At 61.3% G+C, this 19,151-nt stretch carries 13 protein-coding genes and 1 riboswitch; of the genes, 3 read left to right on the top strand and 10 right to left on the bottom strand.

Translation table 11 applies throughout. The features are described from left to right. Positions 1–2: 2 nt before the first annotated feature. The 9 genes from AC07XZ_RS04395 to AC07XZ_RS04355 form a co-directional block, all read right to left on the bottom strand. Complete coding sequence (locus AC07XZ_RS04395; protein ID WP_102686068.1) at positions 3–1,559, bottom strand: TerC family protein; 1,557 nt, start codon at positions 1,557–1,559, stop codon at positions 3–5. Positions 1,560–1,894: 335 nt separating this feature from the next. Beyond that, on the bottom strand, positions 1,895–3,541 hold the full coding sequence (locus AC07XZ_RS04390) for a phospholipase D-like domain-containing protein (protein WP_102686067.1): 1,647 nt from the start codon (positions 3,539–3,541) through the stop codon (positions 1,895–1,897). A gap of 43 nt (positions 3,542–3,584) precedes the next feature. After that, positions 3,585–4,268 carry a vWA domain-containing protein gene (locus AC07XZ_RS04385; protein WP_102686090.1) on the bottom strand — a complete coding sequence of 228 codons (684 nt, stop codon included), beginning with the start codon at positions 4,266–4,268 and terminating at the stop codon, positions 3,585–3,587. Next, positions 4,250–5,251 (bottom strand): magnesium chelatase ATPase subunit I, encoded by a 1,002-nt coding sequence (locus AC07XZ_RS04380; protein ID WP_102686066.1) that lies wholly within the window; start codon positions 5,249–5,251, stop codon positions 4,250–4,252. The genes AC07XZ_RS04385 and AC07XZ_RS04380 overlap by 19 nt, the downstream gene beginning before the upstream one ends. Before the next feature lie 8 nt (positions 5,252–5,259). Next, positions 5,260–9,108 (bottom strand): cobaltochelatase subunit CobN, encoded by a 3,849-nt coding sequence (gene cobN, locus AC07XZ_RS04375; protein WP_102719556.1) that lies wholly within the window; start codon positions 9,106–9,108, stop codon positions 5,260–5,262. 3 nt (positions 9,109–9,111) lie between these two features. Next, positions 9,112–10,185, bottom strand: coding sequence for a cobalamin biosynthesis protein CobW (cobW, locus tag AC07XZ_RS04370; protein WP_102686064.1), 1,074 nt, complete (start codon positions 10,183–10,185; stop codon positions 9,112–9,114). A 99-nt stretch (positions 10,186–10,284) separates the two neighbouring features. Continuing rightward, positions 10,285–10,494, bottom strand: a riboswitch (cobalamin riboswitch). A gap of 984 nt (positions 10,495–11,478) precedes the next feature. Then, entirely contained in the window at positions 11,479–13,137 is a 1,659-nt protein-coding gene (locus AC07XZ_RS04365; RefSeq protein WP_064594474.1) for a cation acetate symporter, read from the bottom strand. Then, positions 13,134–13,445, bottom strand: a complete 312-nt coding sequence (locus tag AC07XZ_RS04360; RefSeq protein ID WP_007959307.1) for a DUF485 domain-containing protein — start codon at positions 13,443–13,445, stop codon at positions 13,134–13,136. Before AC07XZ_RS04360 ends, AC07XZ_RS04365 begins: the two co-directional genes overlap by 4 nt. 230 nt (positions 13,446–13,675) lie before the next feature. Continuing rightward, positions 13,676–14,527 (bottom strand): glycine betaine ABC transporter substrate-binding protein, encoded by an 852-nt coding sequence (locus AC07XZ_RS04355; protein ID WP_102686063.1) that lies wholly within the window; start codon positions 14,525–14,527, stop codon positions 13,676–13,678. 287 nt (positions 14,528–14,814) lie between these two features. Here AC07XZ_RS04355 and AC07XZ_RS04350 point away from each other — a divergent pair, with 287 nt between their 5' ends. Further along, positions 14,815–16,410: a glycoside hydrolase family 17 protein gene (locus tag AC07XZ_RS04350; RefSeq protein ID WP_102686062.1), complete on the top strand. Its 1,596-nt coding sequence runs from the start codon at positions 14,815–14,817 to the stop codon at positions 16,408–16,410. 49 nt (positions 16,411–16,459) lie between these two features. Here the strand turns inward: AC07XZ_RS04350 and AC07XZ_RS04345 are convergent, their stop codons facing one another. Then, a complete protein-coding gene (locus AC07XZ_RS04345) occupies positions 16,460–16,831 on the bottom strand; it encodes a hypothetical protein (protein ID WP_102686061.1) in 372 nt (123 codons plus the stop codon). A 223-nt stretch (positions 16,832–17,054) separates the two neighbouring features. Here AC07XZ_RS04345 and AC07XZ_RS04340 point away from each other — a divergent pair, with 223 nt between their 5' ends. Beyond that, entirely contained in the window at positions 17,055–18,353 is a 1,299-nt protein-coding gene (locus AC07XZ_RS04340) for a serine protein kinase PrkA (protein WP_007959293.1), read from the top strand. Continuing rightward, the gene (locus AC07XZ_RS04335) at positions 18,346–19,134 is read left to right on the top strand and encodes an MlaA family lipoprotein (RefSeq protein WP_085747085.1); all 789 of its coding nucleotides are present in this window, start codon (positions 18,346–18,348) and stop codon (positions 19,132–19,134) included. Before AC07XZ_RS04340 ends, AC07XZ_RS04335 begins: the two co-directional genes overlap by 8 nt. The last annotated feature ends 17 nt before the right edge of the window (positions 19,135–19,151 follow it).

Raw genomic sequence — 19,151 nt, 5'->3', positions numbered from 1 at the left:
CGTCAGGCCTCACGCACCAGCAACACCCGCGTCACGCGACGCTCTTCGACCGCCATTACGGTCATGCCCCAACCGTCATGTTCCAGTCGATCGCCCTTCATCGGCAGGCGATCCAGCAGGCTCATCACCAGCCCGGCGAGGGTCTGGTAATCCTCGGTCGGCTCGGCGCGAAAACCGGTGTGCTCGCGGATACGGGTCAGGTTCAGCGCACCGTTGACGATGTACCCGCCCTGCTCCTCGACCACGTCCGGGCCGGCGATTTCGCTGGCATCCGGCAGTTCACCGGCAATCGATTCGAGAATGTCGGTCATGGTCAACACGCCGACAAAGTCACCGAACTCGTTGACCACGAAGGCAATGTGGGTCGAGGCCGCACGCATTTGTTCCAGTGCGTTGAGGATCGAATAACTGTCCAGCAGATTGACGGTCTTGCGCGCCAGGTGTTCAAGGTTCGGCTCGTTGCCAGCCAGATATTCCTTGAGCAGCTCTTTCTTGTGCACGAAGCCCAACGGCTCATCAACCGCGCCGTTACGAATCAACGGCAAGCGCGAGTAGGACGAGTGCATCAATCGCGTACGAATAGCCTCGGTGTCGTCGGCCAGATCAATGTGATCGACATCGGCGCGCACCGTCATCAAGGCACGAATCGGGCGTTCAGCCAGTTGCAGCACGCCGCTGATCATCACCCGCTCGCGACGGTCGAACAGCTCCGCGCTCGGCGCTTCACCGTTATCCAGCAGGTCGGAAATCTCCTCGCCGACCTCTTCCACCGCCAGTTTACGACCACCCAAAAGACGCATCACCGCATGGGCCGTGCGCTCGCGCATCGGGCGCAAGCCCTGCATCGAGCGCTTGCGACGAGCGCGGGCGATCTGGTTGAAGATCTCGATCAGGATCGAGAAACCAATGGCCGCGTACAGATAACCTTTCGGAATGTGGAAGCCCAGGCCTTCAGCCGTCAGGGCAAAACCGATCATCATCAGGAAGCCCAGACACAGCATGATCACCGTCGGGTGGGCGTTGACGAAGCGGGTCAGCGGCTTGCTGGCAACGATCATCACACCAATGGATACGACCACCGCGATCATCATCACCGCCAGTTCATCAACCATGCCCACGGCCGTAATCACCGCGTCCAGGGAGAACACCGCGTCGAGCACGACGATCTGCGCCACGATCGGCCAGAACAGCGCATAAGCGGTGTTGGTCGAGCGCTCGCCAATATGCCCTTCCAGGCGCTCATGCAATTCCATGGTTGCCTTGAACAACAGGAACACACCACCAAACAGCATGATCAGGTCACGACCGGAGAAGCTCTTGCCGAACACTTCGAACAACGGTGCCGTGAGGGTGACCAGCCAGGAAATACTCGCCAGCAGGCCAAGACGCATGATCAGCGCCAGGCTCAAGCCGATGATGCGTGCGCGGTCGCGCTGATGGGGCGGCAGTTTGTCCGCCAGGATCGCGATGAACACCAGGTTGTCGATACCCAGTACCAGTTCCAGCACGATCAGTGTCAACAAGCCCAACCATGCCGTGGGATCCGCTAACCATTCCATAATCTTTCTCTATCTCTCGTCAGTGAATTCAGGCTGCCGGACACGGCAAAGTGCGGCGCGCAAGCTCGAAGGCTGCGCCAACAACGATAGTCGGTACTCGGAAGACTGGATGCTGGAAGTGCGTCAAGAGCGCGCCGTGGCGCGAGGGGAACGGGGTTCCTGGAATAGAACTGGGAGGCTCCGAGAGGGTGTTCATGCAAATCCTGAATGAAAAAAGGCCTTGAAGCGTACAGGCTCTGATGACTTTTCCTACAGCTGGAAATCATTTCAAAATCTGTACGCCGCCAGCTTATCGCCGTCCCCGTCAGCATCGGCAACCAACGGATGTGTAAGGGCTAACGCCCGGCAAACCTGAGGCGAGACAACTGGCGCAGATCGCCCTCGACGTAGTAGTCATTGGTCCAGCTGTCATCCGCCGCCAGCGGCTGCACCTGCTTCAACGCCAGTTTTTTCGCGAAGTAGCGAAAACGGTAATGCTCGTAGAACCGCAGCAGCTCCAGGCCATAGCGGTCCGCCAGATCGGTGTCGCCGCGAATGATCAGATAGTTCTCGTCATTGCCGTTGCTGGCGGAAGTGCTGAGGTTATGGCTGCCGCTGATGAGGGTCGGGCTGTCGCTGGTGAAGTCGGTGACCACGGCTTTGGTGTGCACCAGCAGGTTGCCTTTCTGCCCTTTCATGTTTTCCCGCAGCCAGCCTTCCAGCCCGGTGTTGAGCAACGCGGTGGCGGCAAACTCGGCGGTTCGGTCGGCGTGAAACCCGGTGATGCGGCTGACGGTGTTTTGCAGGCCGTAACGCAGGATGTCGTCGTGGGGCTGGCCGAGCAACGCGTTGAGAATCGCGTCGGGCAAGGCGAATGCGGTGACGAACAGCAGGTCTTTTTTCGCTCCTTCGATGATATCGACGAACTCCCGCAGATCGGCGCCGCCGGTACGCGGTGAAAACCCGGCGAACAAGGGCTGCGCCGGGTTCATCGGGTTGTGTTGGGTGATCCAGTCGCGGGTGGCGCCGACGTCCGCCGGCTCGGCCCAGATCTGCTCGAAGGTTTTCAGGTAACTCGCACTGATCGCCGAATCGTCCAGTACATGCACCACGTTGGCCTGGCGGTACACGCCGTTGGCGGTGAAGTTGGTGCTGCCGCACAGCACCGCTTGCGGCTGGCGCTCACCGCCTCCGTCCAGGCGGCTGAGGACGATGAACTTGTTATGGAAAATGTTATGGGTGACCCGCCCGCGCTTGCTGCTCGCCGGCAGTTTCACAAGGCTCGCTTCGTTGATCGTTGTGTCTTCGTCGTCGGGCCGGGCGTGATACAGCACGCGCACCTGAACACCTCGTTCGAACGCCGCGTTCACCGTGTCGATGATGGCTTGTAACTGATATTCGTAGATCGCGATGTCCAGCGCCCACTGCCCGTCCACCGCACGCTCGATAAACCCCTGCAGACGCCCGAGCAGGCCGTTCTCCAGCCACTGACGCGCCGCATCGGGCCATGCTTCGATGGGCATGTTTTTGTTGGCGCTGATCTGTGCGTCGAGATCGGGAAATTTCCGCTGAAACGCCTGACTGGCAGCCACGGCGCGGTTGAAAATCACGCACTGATTAGCGGGATGACCGTCGTCGGAACAAATCGTCAGCTCCAGCGCTTCACCCAGTTGCGGCGCATCCGGCGAGCCATACGCCAGGTGCACGCGATAGTTAATCGTCATGCCTGGATTGACCGCGTAATCGGCCCAGCGAAATTTCTGCAACGGTGCCTTGTCGCTCGGCGTGGCGTGAAACTGCGGGAAGGTGTGAACCTTGCCGGGAAAGGTCAGGCTGTTGAACAGGAACAACCACGGTTTGTCGCCCTGCTGCTTTTCGATGGCAAACCCCAACAGACCTTTGCGGCGGGATTCGGCGAGGTCCATGGCGAGCAGCACGCCATTGGTGCCGGCGTAGGCCTTGACGCGAAAATCATCCTGCGGATTGGCGACCAGTACGCGCATGATTCACTCCCTGTGGTGATTTGGCCTCACTGCAGCATAGCTCTCAGACCGACAACAACTCGTCGATATGCCGGTAATCGGCGTCCAGTGCTGTCGCCAATTGTTTCGCGCGGCCCAGGCGAATCGGCCCGCGCTCGATATCGATCAGCAGGCCCGGACAGCCCAGCATCGGTAACCCCGACCATTCCTTCAAACGACCATCGGTAATCAGCAGCAAACGTTGTTGTTCAGCGGGGAACCGCTTGCGCCGCACCGCCAGCCAATGCCCGGCTTCCGTCAGCGCTGCCAACAGTGGTGTGCCGCCTCCCGCGCCCAATCCATCGAGCCATGTGCGTAACCCTCTGGAGGCCTTCAGCCCTTGCACCTGCCATTTCGGCGCCGCGCCGCTCGCGGTCAACAACGCAAGGCGCGCGCGCTGCCGGTAAGCGTCGTCGAACAGTTGCGCGAGTACGCCCTTGGCATCGATCAAGGCTTGATGGCGACGGGTCGAGGCCGAGGCGTCGACGATCACCAGCCAGAGTTCATGGGGCGTGCGGGTGCGCAGTTGAAACAGCAGATCCGCGCGGACTTTGGGGCGACCATTGAGCAAGGTTCCGGGCCAGTTCACCGAGCCACTGCGAGCCGCGTGACGCTTGCCCTGGCGACCGTTATCGAGGCGTCCGGCGCGGGGTCTGGCATTCGCCCCCGCGTCGGATCGGGGGCGAATGCCTAGGGCTTTTTTGGCCAGACAGGCACTTCGCGGCGGGCGCCGGTAGCGAGTGCTGGCGCCGGCATTTCGCCCCACTGGCCCTGCCCTTCACTCGCCTCGGCGTTAGTGCCGGACGGCGATTGCGCCGGTGGCTGTGCAGAGGGTGAAGACTGCTCGCGACGACGATGACGCAAGGCAAACTCAGCCACGGCATCAATGTCTTGCTCGGCGATGGCTTCAGCCCCGCGCCACGCCGCATGAGCACGCGCCGCACGCAGCCAGACCAGATCGGCGCGCAAACCATCGACGCCCGCCGCGAAGCAGCGCTCGGTGATCTGCGCCAACGCCGCATCATCCAGCGGAATACCCGGTAAAACCTTGCGGGCGTTCTCGCAGCGCTGACGCAGAGCTTGCTGCTCAGCCTCCCACTGCCCACAGAACGCCTGCGGATCGCTGTCGAAATCCAGTCGACGACGAATGATCTGACCACGCTCGACCGGCGCTGTGTGACCGCTCAGTGCGACGTTCAAACCAAAGCGATCCAGCAATTGCGGACGCAATTCACCCTCTTCCGGGTTCATCGTGCCGATCAATACGAACTTCGCCGAATGCCGATGGGAAATCCCGTCACGCTCGATCAGGTTGGTGCCGCTGGCAGCCACATCAAGCAGCAAATCCACCAGATGATCCGGCAGCAAATTCACTTCATCGACATACAACACGCCGCCATCAGCCTTGGCCAGCACGCCCGGAGAAAACTGCGCACGACCGTCGCTCAATGCCGCGTCCAGATCCAACGTGCCGACCAGTCGCTCTTCCGTCGCCCCCAGCGGCAAGGTGACGAACTGACCGCTGGCCAACAGATCCGCCAGACCCCGGGCCAGCGTGGACTTGGCCATACCGCGCGGGCCTTCGATCAGCACGCCGCCGATCTTCGGATCGATGGCCGTCAGGTACAGCGCCAGTTTCAGATCATCGGCGCCAACCACGGCGGAGAGCGGGAAATGCGGGGTGTCGGTCATGTTCAGTCTCAGCTCTCTTCTTCTATGTCCAGCAGCAGGTTTTCCAAGGCTTCTTTGTAGGCGCCCGGTTCCTGCCACATCCCGCGTTGCTGCGCTTCGAGCATACGCTCGGTCATGTCGCGCAAGGCGTGGGGATTATGCTCGCGCACAAAGTCGCGGGTCGCCGGGTCCAGCAGATACGCATCGGCCAGCAAGGCGTACTGATGATCATCGATCAGTTGCGTGGTGGCGTCGAAGGCAAACAGGTTATCGACCGTCGCCGCCAGTTCGAACGCGCCTTTATAGCCGTGGCGCTTGATCCCGTCGATCCATTTCGGATTCGCCGCCCGGGAGCGGATGACCCGGTTCAGTTCTTCTTTCAAGGTGCGGATCTTCGGCAGATCCGGCTGACTGTGATCGCCGTGATAACTGGCCGCTGCTTCGCCGCGCAGACTTTCCACGGCAGCGAGCATGCCGCCCTGGAACTGGTAATAATCATTGGAATCGAGCAGGTCGTGCTCGCGGTTGTCCTGGTTTTGCAGCACCGCCTGCACCTGGCTCAGGCGCTGGGCGAATTGCTCGCGAGCGGCGGTGCCCTCATCGGAGCCACCGTAAGCATAGGCGCCCCAATTCAAGTAAACCTCGGCCAGATCCTCGCGGGTTTGCCACAGGCGTCCATCGATGGCGCCCTGCACGCCCGCACCATATGCGCCGGGTTTGGCACCGAAGATTCGCCAGCCGGCCTGACGTCGCGCCGCGTCTTCATCCAGACCCGATTGCCGTAACGCCTCACGCTCGGCACGCACTTTGGCGGCCAGCGGATTGAGATCGTCCGGCTCGTCCAGCTCCGCCACGGCTTGCACGGCGGCGTCGAACAGGCGGATCAGGTTGGCAAACGCATCGCGGAAAAATCCGGAGACCCGCAGCGTGACATCGACCCGAGGGCGGTCGAGCAGGCTCAGCGGCAGAATCTCGAAATCATCGACCCGCTGACTACCGGTGGCCCACACCGGCCGCACGCCCATCAGCGCCATGGCCTGGGCGATGTCATCGCCGCCGGTGCGCATGGTCGCGGTGCCCCAGACCGACAGGCCGAGCTGGCGCAGGTGATCGCCGTGATCCTGCAGGTGTCGTTCGAGAATCAGGGTTGCCGACTGGAAGCCGATTCGCCATGCGGTGGTAGTCGGGAGATTACGCACGTCCACCGAATAGAAATTGCGCCCGGTGGGCAGTACGTCGAGACGACCGCGACTTGGAGCCCCGCTCGGGCCGGCGGGGACGAAACGGCCGCTCAGCGCGTCGAGCAAGCCGTGCATTTCTGCCGGGCCGCAGGCGTCGAGGCGTGGGGCGATCACTTCGCGCAGGTTGTCGAGGATTGCACCGACTTCAACCCAGCGCGGATCCTGTGGGAGCGAGCCTGCTCGCGATGGCGTCAGGTCAGGCGATTCCGTTTTGAATGACACACCGCTATCGCGAGCAGGCTCGCTCCCACAGGGGAATGGCAGTGATTGGGAGATCAACTGGGTGGCGAACAGTTCAAGGCGTTCACGGGTATCCCCCGCCGTGCGCCAGACCTCGTCGCTGATCGCCAGCAGTTCCGATGGGCGCGGGCCGATCCAAGGATCAGCAAGTGCACAATCCAGCGGATCGAACCCCAACTGAAACGCCTTGGCCAACGCCCGCAACAGACTCGACTGAGCCCCTTTGCCATCGCCACGCGGAATCCGCAGCAGCGCCAGCAAGGTATCGATACGCAAACGCCCGGTCGGCGACTCACCGAAAATATGCAGGCCATCGCGGATCTGCGATTCCTTCAAGTCACACAGATAGGTGTCCAGACGCGGCAACCAGATCGCCGCGTCGGCATCGCTGTCGAGGGCTTCGTCGAGTTGCAGCTCGCGATCGATCTGCGTGTCACGCACCAATTGCAGGATGTCGCGCTGCAACTCCCGGGAGCGGCGCGGATCGAGCAACTGAGCTTCGTAATACTCGTCCGCCAACAGTTCAAGATTGCGCAACGGGCCGTAGGTTTCGGCGCGCGTCAGCGGCGGCATCAAGTGGTCAATGATCACCGCCTGAGTGCGACGTTTGGCCTGGGCACCCTCCCCCGGATCGTTGACGATAAACGGGTAGATATTCGGCAGCGGCCCGAGCAGCGCGTCCGGCCAGCAGTTCTCCGACAGACCCACGCCTTTGCCCGGCAGCCATTCGAGGTTGCCGTGCTTGCCGACGTGAATCACACCGTGAGCGCCGTAGGTCTGGCGCAGCCAGAAATAGAACGCGAGGTACGCGTGCGGCGGCACCAGATCGGGGTCGTGATACACCGCGCTCGGATCGACCTGATAACCCCGCGCCGGTTGAATGCCGACGAAGGTCAGACCAAAACGCAGACCAGCGATCATCATCCGCCCGTCACGGCACATCGGATCGTTCTGCGGCGAACCCCAGCGCTCCAGCACCGCCGCGCGATTGGCTTCCGGGAGTGCGTTGAACATCGTCAGGTAATCGTCCACCGCCAGGCTTTGCTGGCACGGGCGCTGATCAAGGGTGTCGAGGTCATTGCTGACGCCGCCGAGCAATTGCTGGATCAGTTCGGTGCCGCTGTCCGGCAGTTCGGCCGGCAGCGGATAACCTTCGGCCTGCAACGCCCGCAGGATATTCAGCGCAGCAGCCGGCGTGTCGAGGCCGACGCCGTTGCCGATGCGTCCGTCCCGGGTCGGGTAGTTGGCGAGGATCAGCGCGACGCGTTTTTCAGCGTTCGACACCCGCGCCAGTTCGACCCAGCGGCGCGCCAGTTCGGCCACGAAATCCATGCGCTCGGGTTGGGCCCGATAACACACCACATCGGACTGACTGCGCTCGCTGCGCCAGGCCAGATCCTTGAAGCTGATCGGTCGGCTGATGATCCGGCCGTCCAGCTCCGGCAATGCGATGTGCATCGCCAGATCCCGCGGACCGAGGCCCTGTTCGCTCTCGCGCCAACCGGGCTCGTTGTCTTGGGCACAGATCGCCTGGATCACCGGAATGTTGCGACGGAACGGCCGCAGATGTGGCGCCTCCGGGCTGGACTGGGCGAAACCGGTGGTGTTCAGAATCACCGAGGCCTCGACCTCATCCAGCCAGTCCTCGACCACCGACAGGCAGCCGGGCTCTTTCAAACTGGCCACGGCGATCGGCAGCGGATTGAGTCCGGCCGCCTGAAGCCGTTGGCAGAACACGTCGATAAACGCCGTGTTGGCCGCTTGCAAATGCGAGCGATAAAACAACACCGCCGCGACCGGTTGACCGGGCAGCCAATCGGGTTGCCAGTCACTCAGTGCGGCGGTGTTTTTGTTCGGGTGATAAATCGCCGTGCGCGGCAGCGTTTGCGGCTCGCCCCACACGTAATCCCGTTCCAGCCAGCGATTGGCCAGACACCGGAAAAAGTCCAGCGCATTGCCCATGCCGCCCTGACGCAAAAACTGCCAGAGCCGGTCGCGATCCTCGGCGCCCACGGTGCTCAGGTCGCTGAGCTCCGGGTCGGGCCGGTCATCGCCCGGCACCAGAATCACCTGCACGCCACGCTCGGACAACTCGACCAGCCGCTCGACGCCATAACGCCAATAAGCGATGCCGCCGTGCAGCGAAATCAGAATGACCTTGGCGTGGCGCAGCACTTCATCGACGTAGAGGTCGACCGACGCATGGTTCTGCACCTGCATCGGGTTGGCCAGGCGCACGCTCGGGTAATCCTCGGGCAGTTGCTGCGCGGCTTCGGCGAGCAGTGCCAGGCTGGAATCGCCGCTGCACAGGATCACCAGCTCGGCGGGAGTTTGTCCAAGGTCGGCAATGTTGTCGTCCGACACGAAACCGCCGGGCTGGGTCCTGAGCAGGTGCATGGCTTAAACGCTGAGCGCGGCGCGCAGTTGCGCTTCGAGCTGAGCAGCGTCCAGTGCCTGACCGATCAACACCAGACGCGTCACGCGCGCCTCATCGGCGCCCCACTGACGGTCGAAGTGCTTGTCGAAACGCGTGCCCACGCCCTGGATCAGCAGACGCATCGGCTTGTTCGGGATCGCCGCGAAACCTTTGACCCGCAGAATGCCGTGCTGAACCACCAGTTGCGTCAGCGCATCGAGCAGCAGGCTTTCGTCGGCTTGCGGCAGTTCGATGGAGATCGAATCGAAGGCGTCGTGATCGTGGTCGTCGTGATCGTCATCGCCTTCACCGTGGTGGTGATCGTGATGGCTGTGGCGGCTGTCGATGTGTTCTTCGGAGCCGGAACCGAGGCCGATCAGCACGTCCAGCGGCAGACGACCGTTGCTGGCTTCGATGATTTTCACCGCTGGCGGCAGCTCTTCGGCGACTTCCAGGCGAACACGCGCGAGGTCTTCAGGGCTGGTCTGGTCGGCCTTGTTGAGGATCACTAGGTCGGCGCTGGCCAGTTGGTCGGCGAACAGTTCGTGCAGCGGCGATTCGTGGTCCAGGTTCGGGTCGAGCTTGCGCTGGGCATCGACCTGATCCGGGAACGCGGCGAAAGTGCCGGCGGCCACGGCCGGGCTGTCGACCACGGTGATCACCGCATCAACGGTGCAGGCGCTGCGGATTTCCGGCCACTGGAAGGCTTGCACCAGCGGCTTTGGCAGGGCCAGGCCCGAGGTTTCGATCAGGATGTGGTCGAGGTCGCCGCGACGGGCCACCAGTTCACGCATCACCGGGAAAAACTCTTCCTGCACCGTGCAGCACAGGCAGCCGTTGGCCAGTTCGTAGACGCGGCCGGTGGCTTCTTCTTCGGTGCAGCCGATGGTGCACTGCTTGAGGATTTCACCGTCGATGCCCAGCTCGCCAAACTCGTTGACGATCACCGCGATGCGGCGGCCCTGAGCGTTGTCGAGCATGTGCCGCAGCAAGGTGGTTTTGCCCGAGCCGAGGAAGCCGGTGACGATGGTGACGGGGAGTTTGGCCAGTGTTTTCATCGGATGCCCTTTGGCAAGGTGGCGGGCATACGGGACGAGACCGGCAACGCGGGTGCGTGCCTGGAGAGTTCGCCACCGGATCACCCCGCCCGGTTGAAAGTGAGAATCTGTGACGAGGCAGGTCTCCTGGCTGACGGTGTTCGGGCCTTGGCCCGGTATCCGCTGCGCCTTCCCGCTGGCTCTGGATTGAGTTGGCAGTGGCGTGGCAGCGAACAGCACCGTTCACAGTTGCGGGGGCAGCCGCGGCTTGGACCGCGTTCCCTTCTTAGCTTCGGCGTGGGCCGAAGAACCTCGAAAGCGCAAGGCTACGCATGGGTTCGTGATGGGTCAATGGGCGTGGCCTTTTGGTTTTGTGTGCATATCCGTTGCTGCGGTAACGGCTTCTTAGGGTTCCGCCCTTACGGCGGGTCACTTTTTCCAAACGCCGAAAAAGTAACCAAAAAGGCTGAGCCCCGGCGTACGGCACTTCGCTTAGGCTCAGTGTTCCCTCGCTACGGTGTCCATCAGGGGGCATCGCCTACGGTTTGCTTCGCTGCACCTCCTCTCGATGTATGCGGCTTCGCCGCACGGCGCTACGCGCCTACCCCCTGATGGACACCTCCGCTCGGCCTGCCGAAGGGGCTAAAGATCAAAAGCCAGAGCCAGAGCCAGAGCTAGAGCAAAAGCCAGATCAAGAGCCCCCTCACCCTAGCCCTCTCCCGGAGGGAGAGGGAACTGACCGAGGTGTTTGCGGGAGCTACGCCGACGTGCAATACCGAGTCGACCTCAGGCTTTGAAAAGCACAAAAATCGGCTCCCTCTCCTCGGGGAGAGGGCTGGGGTGAGGGGTAAACCCACCAAAAAACCAAAGCCGAACACCCGCCCCTCACCACTCACCACAATGAGCGTTAGCTCGAGTACCGCTTTTGATCGCAGGGCCCGTCGGCAGGCTGAGTGGAGGGATTGATCCGGGGGTGGGAGCGCAGCGACCGTGCGGCGCAGCCGCATGCATCGAGAGGAGGTGCAGCGAAGCAAACCGTAGGCGATGCCCCCGGATCAATCCCGGAGCGAAGGAACCCGAGCCACAGCGAGGGCCGAACGTCAGGGTAAAGCCTTTTGGGTTACCTTTTCGGCGTTTGGAAAAAGTGACCCGCCGTAAGGGCGGAACCCTAAGAATCCGTTACCGCAGCAACGGATAAACACACAAACCAAAACCACCCCCAAGAAAGTCCGATAACCGCCCACAAAAAAATGCCCCAATCTCTCGACCAGGGCATTTCCATCCAACTCAAACTACATATTCAACCCAAAAGCCTCAGTGCGAAACCGCCCCACTAGCCCCCAACCCAGTCTGCGAACGCACAAACTGCGGGAAGAAAGCCGCACGCTCGTTCTCAGCCGCCGCCGACTTGTCGGTAACGGAGAAGAACCAGATCCCGATAAACGCAATGATCATCGAGAACAACGCAGGATACTCATAAGGGAAAATCGCCTTCTCATGATGCAGAATCTGCACCCAGATGGTCGGGCCAAGGATCATCAGACCCACCGCACTCACCAGACCCAGCCAGCCGCCAATCATCGCGCCACGGGTGGTCAACTTCTTCCAGTACATCGAAAGCAGCAGCACCGGGAAGTTGCAGCTCGCCGCGATGGAGAACGCCAGACCCACCATGAATGCAATGTTCTGGCTTTCGAACAGGATGCCCAGGCCGATGGCCAGAACGCCCAGTGCGATGGTGGTGATCTTCGAAACGCGGATCTCATCCTTCTCGTTGGCCTTGCCCTTCTTGATCACGCTGGCGTACAGGTCGTGAGACACCGCCGAAGCACCGGCCAGAGTCAGACCGGCCACTACTGCCAGAATGGTCGCGAACGCCACCGCCGAGATGAAGCCGAGGAACACGCTGCCGCCCACGGCGTTGGCCAAGTGCACCGCCGCCATGTTGTTGCCGCCGAGCAGAGCGCCCGCCGCATCTTTGAAGGCCGGGTTGGTGCTGACCAGCAGGATCGCGCCGAAGCCGATGATGAAGGTCAGGATGTAGAAGTAGCCAATGAAACCGGTCGCGTACAGCACGCTCTTGCGGGCTTCTTTCGCGTCGCTAACAGTGAAGAAGCGCATCAGGATGTGCGGCAGGCCAGCGGTACCGAACATCAGTGCCAGGCCGAGGGAGAACGCCGAGATCGGATCTTTTACCAGACCGCCCGGGCTCATGATCGCTTCGCCTTTGGCGTGAACCTTGATGGCTTCGGAGAACAGGGTGTTGAAGTCGAAGTTGACGTGCTTCATCACCATCAGCGCCATGAACGAGGCACCGGACAGCAACAGCACCGCCTTGATGATCTGCACCCAGGTGGTCGCCAGCATGCCGCCGAACAGCACATACATGCACATCAGGATACCGACCAGAATCACCGCAACGTGGTAGTCGAGACCGAACAGCAGCTGGATCAGCTTGCCGGCACCGACCATTTGCGCGATCAGGTAGAACGCCACCACCACCAGCGAACCGCAGGCAGACAGGGTGCGGATCTGGGTTTGCCCGAGGCGGTAGGACGCCACGTCGGCAAAGGTGTATTTGCCCAGGTTACGCAGACGCTCGGCGATCAGGAACAGAATGATCGGCCAGCCCACCAGGAAGCCGATCGAGTAGATCAGGCCGTCGTAGCCGGAGGTGAACACCAGCGCGGAAATACCCAGGAAGGACGCCGCCGACATGTAGTCACCGGCAATCGCCAGACCGTTCTGGAAACCGGTGATCTTGCCGCCCGCCGCATAGTAATCGGCCGCCGAGTTGTTGCGCTTGGACGCCCAGTAAGTGATGCACAGGGTCGCGCCAACGAACGCGACGAACATGACGATCGCGGAAACGTTGAGCGGTTGTTTGTGGACTTCGCCGGTCAGGGCGTCAGCGGCCCAGACGGCTGGAGCGAACGCTGCGATGCTCAAAAGAGCCAGTAGACGCCGGATCATTGCTGAGCCTCCTTGAGAATCGCGTTGTTCAGGTCGTCGAACTCGCCATTGGCGCGGCGCACGTAAATGCCGGTCAGGATAAAGGCCGAGATAATCAGTCCGACACCGATCGGGATGCCCCAGGTGATGGACGATTCAGGACTGATTTTCGTGCCGAGCACTTGCGGCCCGTACGCGATCAGAAGGATGAAGCCGGAGTAGAGCCCGAGCATGATCGCCGAGAGTATCCAGGCGAACCTTTCTCTTTTCTTGACCAGCTCCTTGAAGCGCGGGCTGTTCTGAATCGAGAGGTAAATGCTGTCGTTCATTGTTTTTATCCTCGCAGCACAGATTTTTATTTTTGGAACATATCCACTGTATGCGGCTGCGAGCCGGGTTCCAGACGACCTTAGTAGTAGAACGCCATGACGTTTTTGCCAATTTCCAGACAAGCAGAAAACGGCCAACGCTGCTTATTAATAGTAGGCAAACAAAAAAGGCCGCCCGACTGTCATGTCGGGCGGCCCTGGGAAGCGCAGATTAGACGCTTCGGCTTAAATCACTTGGTCCAGTCGGCAACACGTTCCGGGTGTTTGGCAACCCAATCCTTGGCCGCTGCGTCAGGTTTTGCACCGTCCTGAATCGCCAGCATGACTTCGCCGATTTCGTCTTTCGAAGCCCACTGGAAGTTCTTCAGGAACTTGGCCACTTCCGGCGCCTTGGTCGCCAGTTCCTTGCTGCCGATGCTGTTCACGGTTTCAGCCGCGCCGTACACGCCTTTCGGGTCGTCGAGGAAGCGCAGTTTCCACTTGGCGAACATCCAGTGCGGCACCCAGCCGGTGACGGCGATGGATTCGTTTTTCTTCTCGGCACGGGTCAGCTCGGCAATCATGCCGGCGCCGGAACTGGCCTTGAGTTGATAGCCGGTCAGGTCGTAATCCTTGATCGCCTGATCGGTCTTGAGCATCACGCCTGAACCGGCGTCGATGCCGACGATGCGTTTCTTGAAGGAGTCGTCGGTTTTCAGGTCTTCGATGGTCTTGGCCTTGACGTACTCCGGCACGATCAGACCGATTTTCGCGTCCTTGAAGTTCGGACCGTAATCGACGACCTGATCCTTGTTCTTGGTCCAGTATTCGCCGTGGGTCACCGGCAGCCAGGCCGAGAGCATGGCGTCGAGTTTGCCGGTGGCAACGCCCTGCCACATGATGCCGGTAGCGACGGCTTGCAGTTTCACGTCGTAGCCGAGTTTCTGCTTGATCACTTCGGCCGCCACGTGGGTGGTCGCGACGCTGTCGGACCAGCCGTCAACGTAACCGATGTTCAGGGTCTGTTTTTCAGCGCTGGCGAAAGTGGAGCTCATCGCAAGCACCAGAGCGGCACCTGCGCCTAAAAGTCGTCGCATCTTCATCGTTACTTCCCCGAAATGCTGCGCCCGACGGATGCCGGGCATCGTCAACGTGTTGTTATGGTGCTCGGCGCCCCCATCACGCCCGTTCGCGAACTCGTTCGAACATCAGCGGAGTACTGATGAGTCCGATCATCAACCTGACGCCCGTTAAGACCTGCTCTGCCAGCGACCTCGAAGCAACGAGAAACGACATCAGAAAGCCATTAACTGCGTCAGGATATTTGGCGCCAGACAATCCGCCCGAACTTTGCATGTCAAAATCGTGCGAGCCACCAACCTGCTTATAAATGCAGGTAACATGCGTCGCTTTGCAGCCACTCGGCCTGACCATGTCCGCGACTTCCCGCTTCCCCTTTCTTCCTTATGTGTTCGCCTGCCTGCTCGGGCTGTTTGCCCTGTGCGGTTTCTGGTACGGCCTCGGCAAACCGGTGATCCTGCCGGACGTCGCCACCCCGAGCCACAAGCTGCAATGCGCCTCCTACACCCCGTTCGACAAGGACCAGTCGCCGTTCGACGTGCCGTTCAAACTGCGCCCGGAGCGCATGGACGCCGACCTCGCCCTGCTCGCCACCCGTTTCGAATGCATCCGCACCTACTCAATGACGGGCCTCGAAGCGCTGCCGGATCTGGCGCGCAAGCACGGTTTGAAGTTGATGATCGGCGCGTGGGTCAACAGCAATCCGGTGGACACCGAGAAGGAAGTCGATCTGCTGATTGCCTCGGCCAACGCCAACCCGGATGTGGTCAGCGCCGTGATCGTCGGCAACGAAGCCTTGCTGCGCAAGGAAGTGACCGCCACCCAACTGGTGAAGCTGATCAACAAGGTCAAAAGCCACATCAAGCAGCCGGTGACCTACGCCGATGTCTGGGAATTCTGGCTCAAGCACCCGGAAGTCGCGCCGGCGGTGGATTTCCTGACCATTCACTTGCTGCCGTACTGGGAAGACGATCCATCGAACATCGACGCGGCCCTGCATCATGTGGCCGAAGTGCGTCAGGTGTTCGGCAACAAGTTCGCCCCAAAAGACGTGATGATTGGCGAAACCGGCTGGCCGAGCGAAGGCCGCCAGCGTGAGACCGCGCTGCCGAGCCGGGTCAACGAGGCCAAGTTCATTCGTGGTTTTGTCACCCTCGCCGAACAGGAAGGCTGGCGTTACAACCTGATCGAAGCGTTCGACCAGCCGTGGAAGCGCGGCAGCGAAGGCGCGGTCGGCGGTTACTGGGGGCTGTTCGATGCGAATCGCCAGGACAAGGGCGTGTTGGCCGGTCCAGTGTCGAACGTACCCTACTGGTCGCAGTGGCTGGCGGTCGGTGGACTGATTTTCCTCGGAACACTGCTGCTGGGTGGTCGGGTTCGTACGACGCGTTCGGCGCTGATCCTGCCGCTGCTCGGCGCCCTCGCCGCCTGCTCGATTGGTGCCTGGGGTGATCTGGCCCGGGTGACCACGCGATTTGCCAGCGAATGGCTGTGGGTCGGGTTGCTGACGGCTCTGAATCTGTTGGTGCTGGCCCATGCCGCGCTGACCTTGAGCGCCCACAGTGGCTGGCGTGAACAGGCGTTCAACGCTTTCGAGCGACGGGCCGGCTGGCTGGTGGCGGCAGCCGGTTTCGCCGCTGCCGTGATGATGCTGGAGCTGGTATTCGATCCGCGCTATCGCAGCTTTCCGAGCGTGGCCTTCATCCTGCCAGCGCTGGTTTACCTGTGCCGCCCGGTGCCCGTTGCCCGGCGGGAGATCGCCCTGCTGACCTTCATCATCGGCGCCGGCATTGCGCCGCAACTGTTCCGTGAAGGATTGCAGAATCAGCAGGCGTGGGGTTGGGCGCTGGTCAGCGTGTTGATGGTGGCTGCACTTTGGCGCTGCCTGCGGGCTCGCAAGGGCTGACCTTCAGCATTTGAAAGCATTGCATCGCGGGCGAGCCCGCGATGCATGACTACTTGGCGTCGCGCGATTCCCGCACCAGTCGCAACCCGGCAATCACCACCGCAAACACCGCCAGCGTCGTGTTGTACAGCGCCAGCGCCGGCAACCCGAACACCAGCGCCAGCACCGCCAGCCACCACCCTGCCCGTCCCGGCACGACAAAACCGATCACCGCAGCCGCGACCGCCGCCCAGCCCAGCATCTGGAAATGAATCATCAGGCCCAGGTTCGAGCGCACCGAGCATTCCCAGCGGCTCGCCTCATCCACGCAGATGCCCACCCACTGCGCATCTTCCATGAAGCCATAACGCGCGCCATAACTGGCGGCCAGCCACAACGGCAACAGAACGAGCAGCAGAATCACGGGCAAGCGGCGGGACATGGAACACTCCAATCGATGAAATCGGCGGCCAGCTTAATCTGCCGCCGCGCATACGCAAGGACTAACAACTCTTAACTGGTCATTCCTTCCTTGCAAAGTGTATCGTCCGGCTACTATTACTCCGAATTCCGTCAGTTTGGTGCCGTGGCATGGCACTTTGGCGCAAAGCCGGTGGTCATAGCCTGCGAACCTCATTCGGCACCTTCCTCTAAGGGATCTAGTCATGCTCCGTTCCTTGCGCTTCGCCGCCCTGTTTGGCGGCCTTATTCTGAGTGCGTCCGCGCTGGCGGTGGATATCGACGCCGCCAGCTATGGCTATCCCCTGACCAATCCGTTCGAGGCGACCATCGCCACCACGCCGCCGGACTTGCGCCCTGAACTGCCACTGGACGACGACATCGATCAGACCGATCGCAGCGTCACCCTGCGCCCCGAGCGCGAATTCATCCTGCCGGACAATTTCTGGCCGGTGAAAAAACTCACCTACCGCATCGCCACCCAGGACAAGGCCGCGCCGCTGATCTTCCTGATCGCCGGCACCGGCGCGCGCTACGACAGCACGCTCAACGAATACCTGAAGAAGCTTTATTACAAGGCCGGTTACCACGTGGTGCAGTTGTCATCGCCGACCAGCTTCGACTTCATGAGCGCCGCCTCGCGTTTCGCCACCCCCGGCGTGACCAAGGAAGACGCCGAAGACATGTACCGGGTGATGCAGGCCGTGCGGGCGCAGAACCCGAAACTGCCGGTCACCGACTATTACCTCAGCGGTTACAGCCTCGGCGCACTGGACGCAGCGTTCGTCGCCCATCTGGATGAAACCCGCCGCAGCTTCAACTTCAAGAAAGTCCTGCTGCTGAATCCGCCGGTCAACCTCTACACCTCGATCACCAACCTCGACAAGCTGGTGCAGACCGAGGTCAAGGGCATCAACAACAGCACCACCTTCTATGAACTGGTGCTGAGCAAACTGACCCGTTACTTCCAGCAGAAGGGTTACATCGACCTCAACGATGCGCTGCTCTACGACTTCCAGCAGTCCAAGCAGCACCTGAGCAACGAGCAGATGGCGATGCTGATCGGCACTTCGTTCCGCTTCTCGGCGGCGGATATCGCGTTCACTTCGGACCTGATCAACCGTCGCGGCCTGATCACCCCGCCGAAATTCCCGATCACCGAAGGCACCAGCCTCACGCCGTTCCTCAAGCGTGCGCTGCAATGCGACTTCGACTGCTACCTGACCGAACAGGTGATCCCGATGTGGCGCGCCCGCACCGACGGCGGCAGCCTGCTGCAACTGATCGATCAGGTGAGCCTGTACGCATTGAAGGATTACCTGCACGACAGCCCGAAAATCGCCGTCATGCACAACGCCGACGACGTGATCCTCGGCCCGGGCGACCTCGGTTTCCTGCGCCGCACCTTCGGCGATCGCCTGACCGTTTACCCGCTGGGCGGCCATTGCGGCAACCTTAACTACCGCGTCAACAGCGACGCCATGCTGGAGTTCTTCCGTGGCTAAATATCTCCTGCTGATTGCAGCGCTCCTCAGTGCAGGTATGGCCCAGGCCGACAACAGCAAAGCCAATGCACCGGTGGTCATCGACAGCGACGGCTTCAAGGAGCCGCTGTCCAAACTCAAGTTCAACCCGGGGCTGGATCAGCGCGAGTTCGAGCGCTCGACCCTCAACGCGCTGAACGTCTACGACCCGCTGGAAGAGTGGAACCGCCGCGTCTACCACTTCAACTACCGCTTTGACCAATGGGTGTTCCTGCCGGTGGTCGATGGCTATCGCTACATCACTCCGAGCTTCGTGCGCACCGGCGTGAGCAACTTCTTCAACAACATTGGCGACGTGCCGAACCTGGTCAACAGCCTGTTGCAGTTCAAGGGCAAGCGCTCGATGGAAACCACCGCGCGCCTGCTGCTCAACACCACCATCGGCATCGCCGGGCTCTGGGATCCGGCCACCGCCATGGGCCTGCCGCGTCAGAACGAAGACTTCGGCCAGACCCTGGGCTTCTACGGCGTACCGGGCGGCGCCTACTTCGTGCTGCCGATCCTCGGCCCGTCGAATCTGCGTGATACTGCAGGTCTGGCCGTGGACTACACCGCCGAGTCCGCGATCAACTTCCTCAACGTCTCGGAAGTCAGCTCCAACCATCCGGAAGTGTGGGTACTGCGTGGCATCGACAAGCGTTACCAGACCAGCTTCCGCTACGGTCAGCTGAACTCACCGTTCGAGTACGAGAAGGTGCGCTACGTCTACACCGAGTCGCGTAAGTTGCAGATCGCCGAGTAAAAACGCCGGCCACAAAA

The organism is Pseudomonas sp. GW458-11-26-14-LB4, from assembly GCF_059423925.1.
The sequence above is the reverse complement of the archived record's forward strand: the minus strand, read 5'-3'. Positions and strand labels throughout refer to the sequence as shown.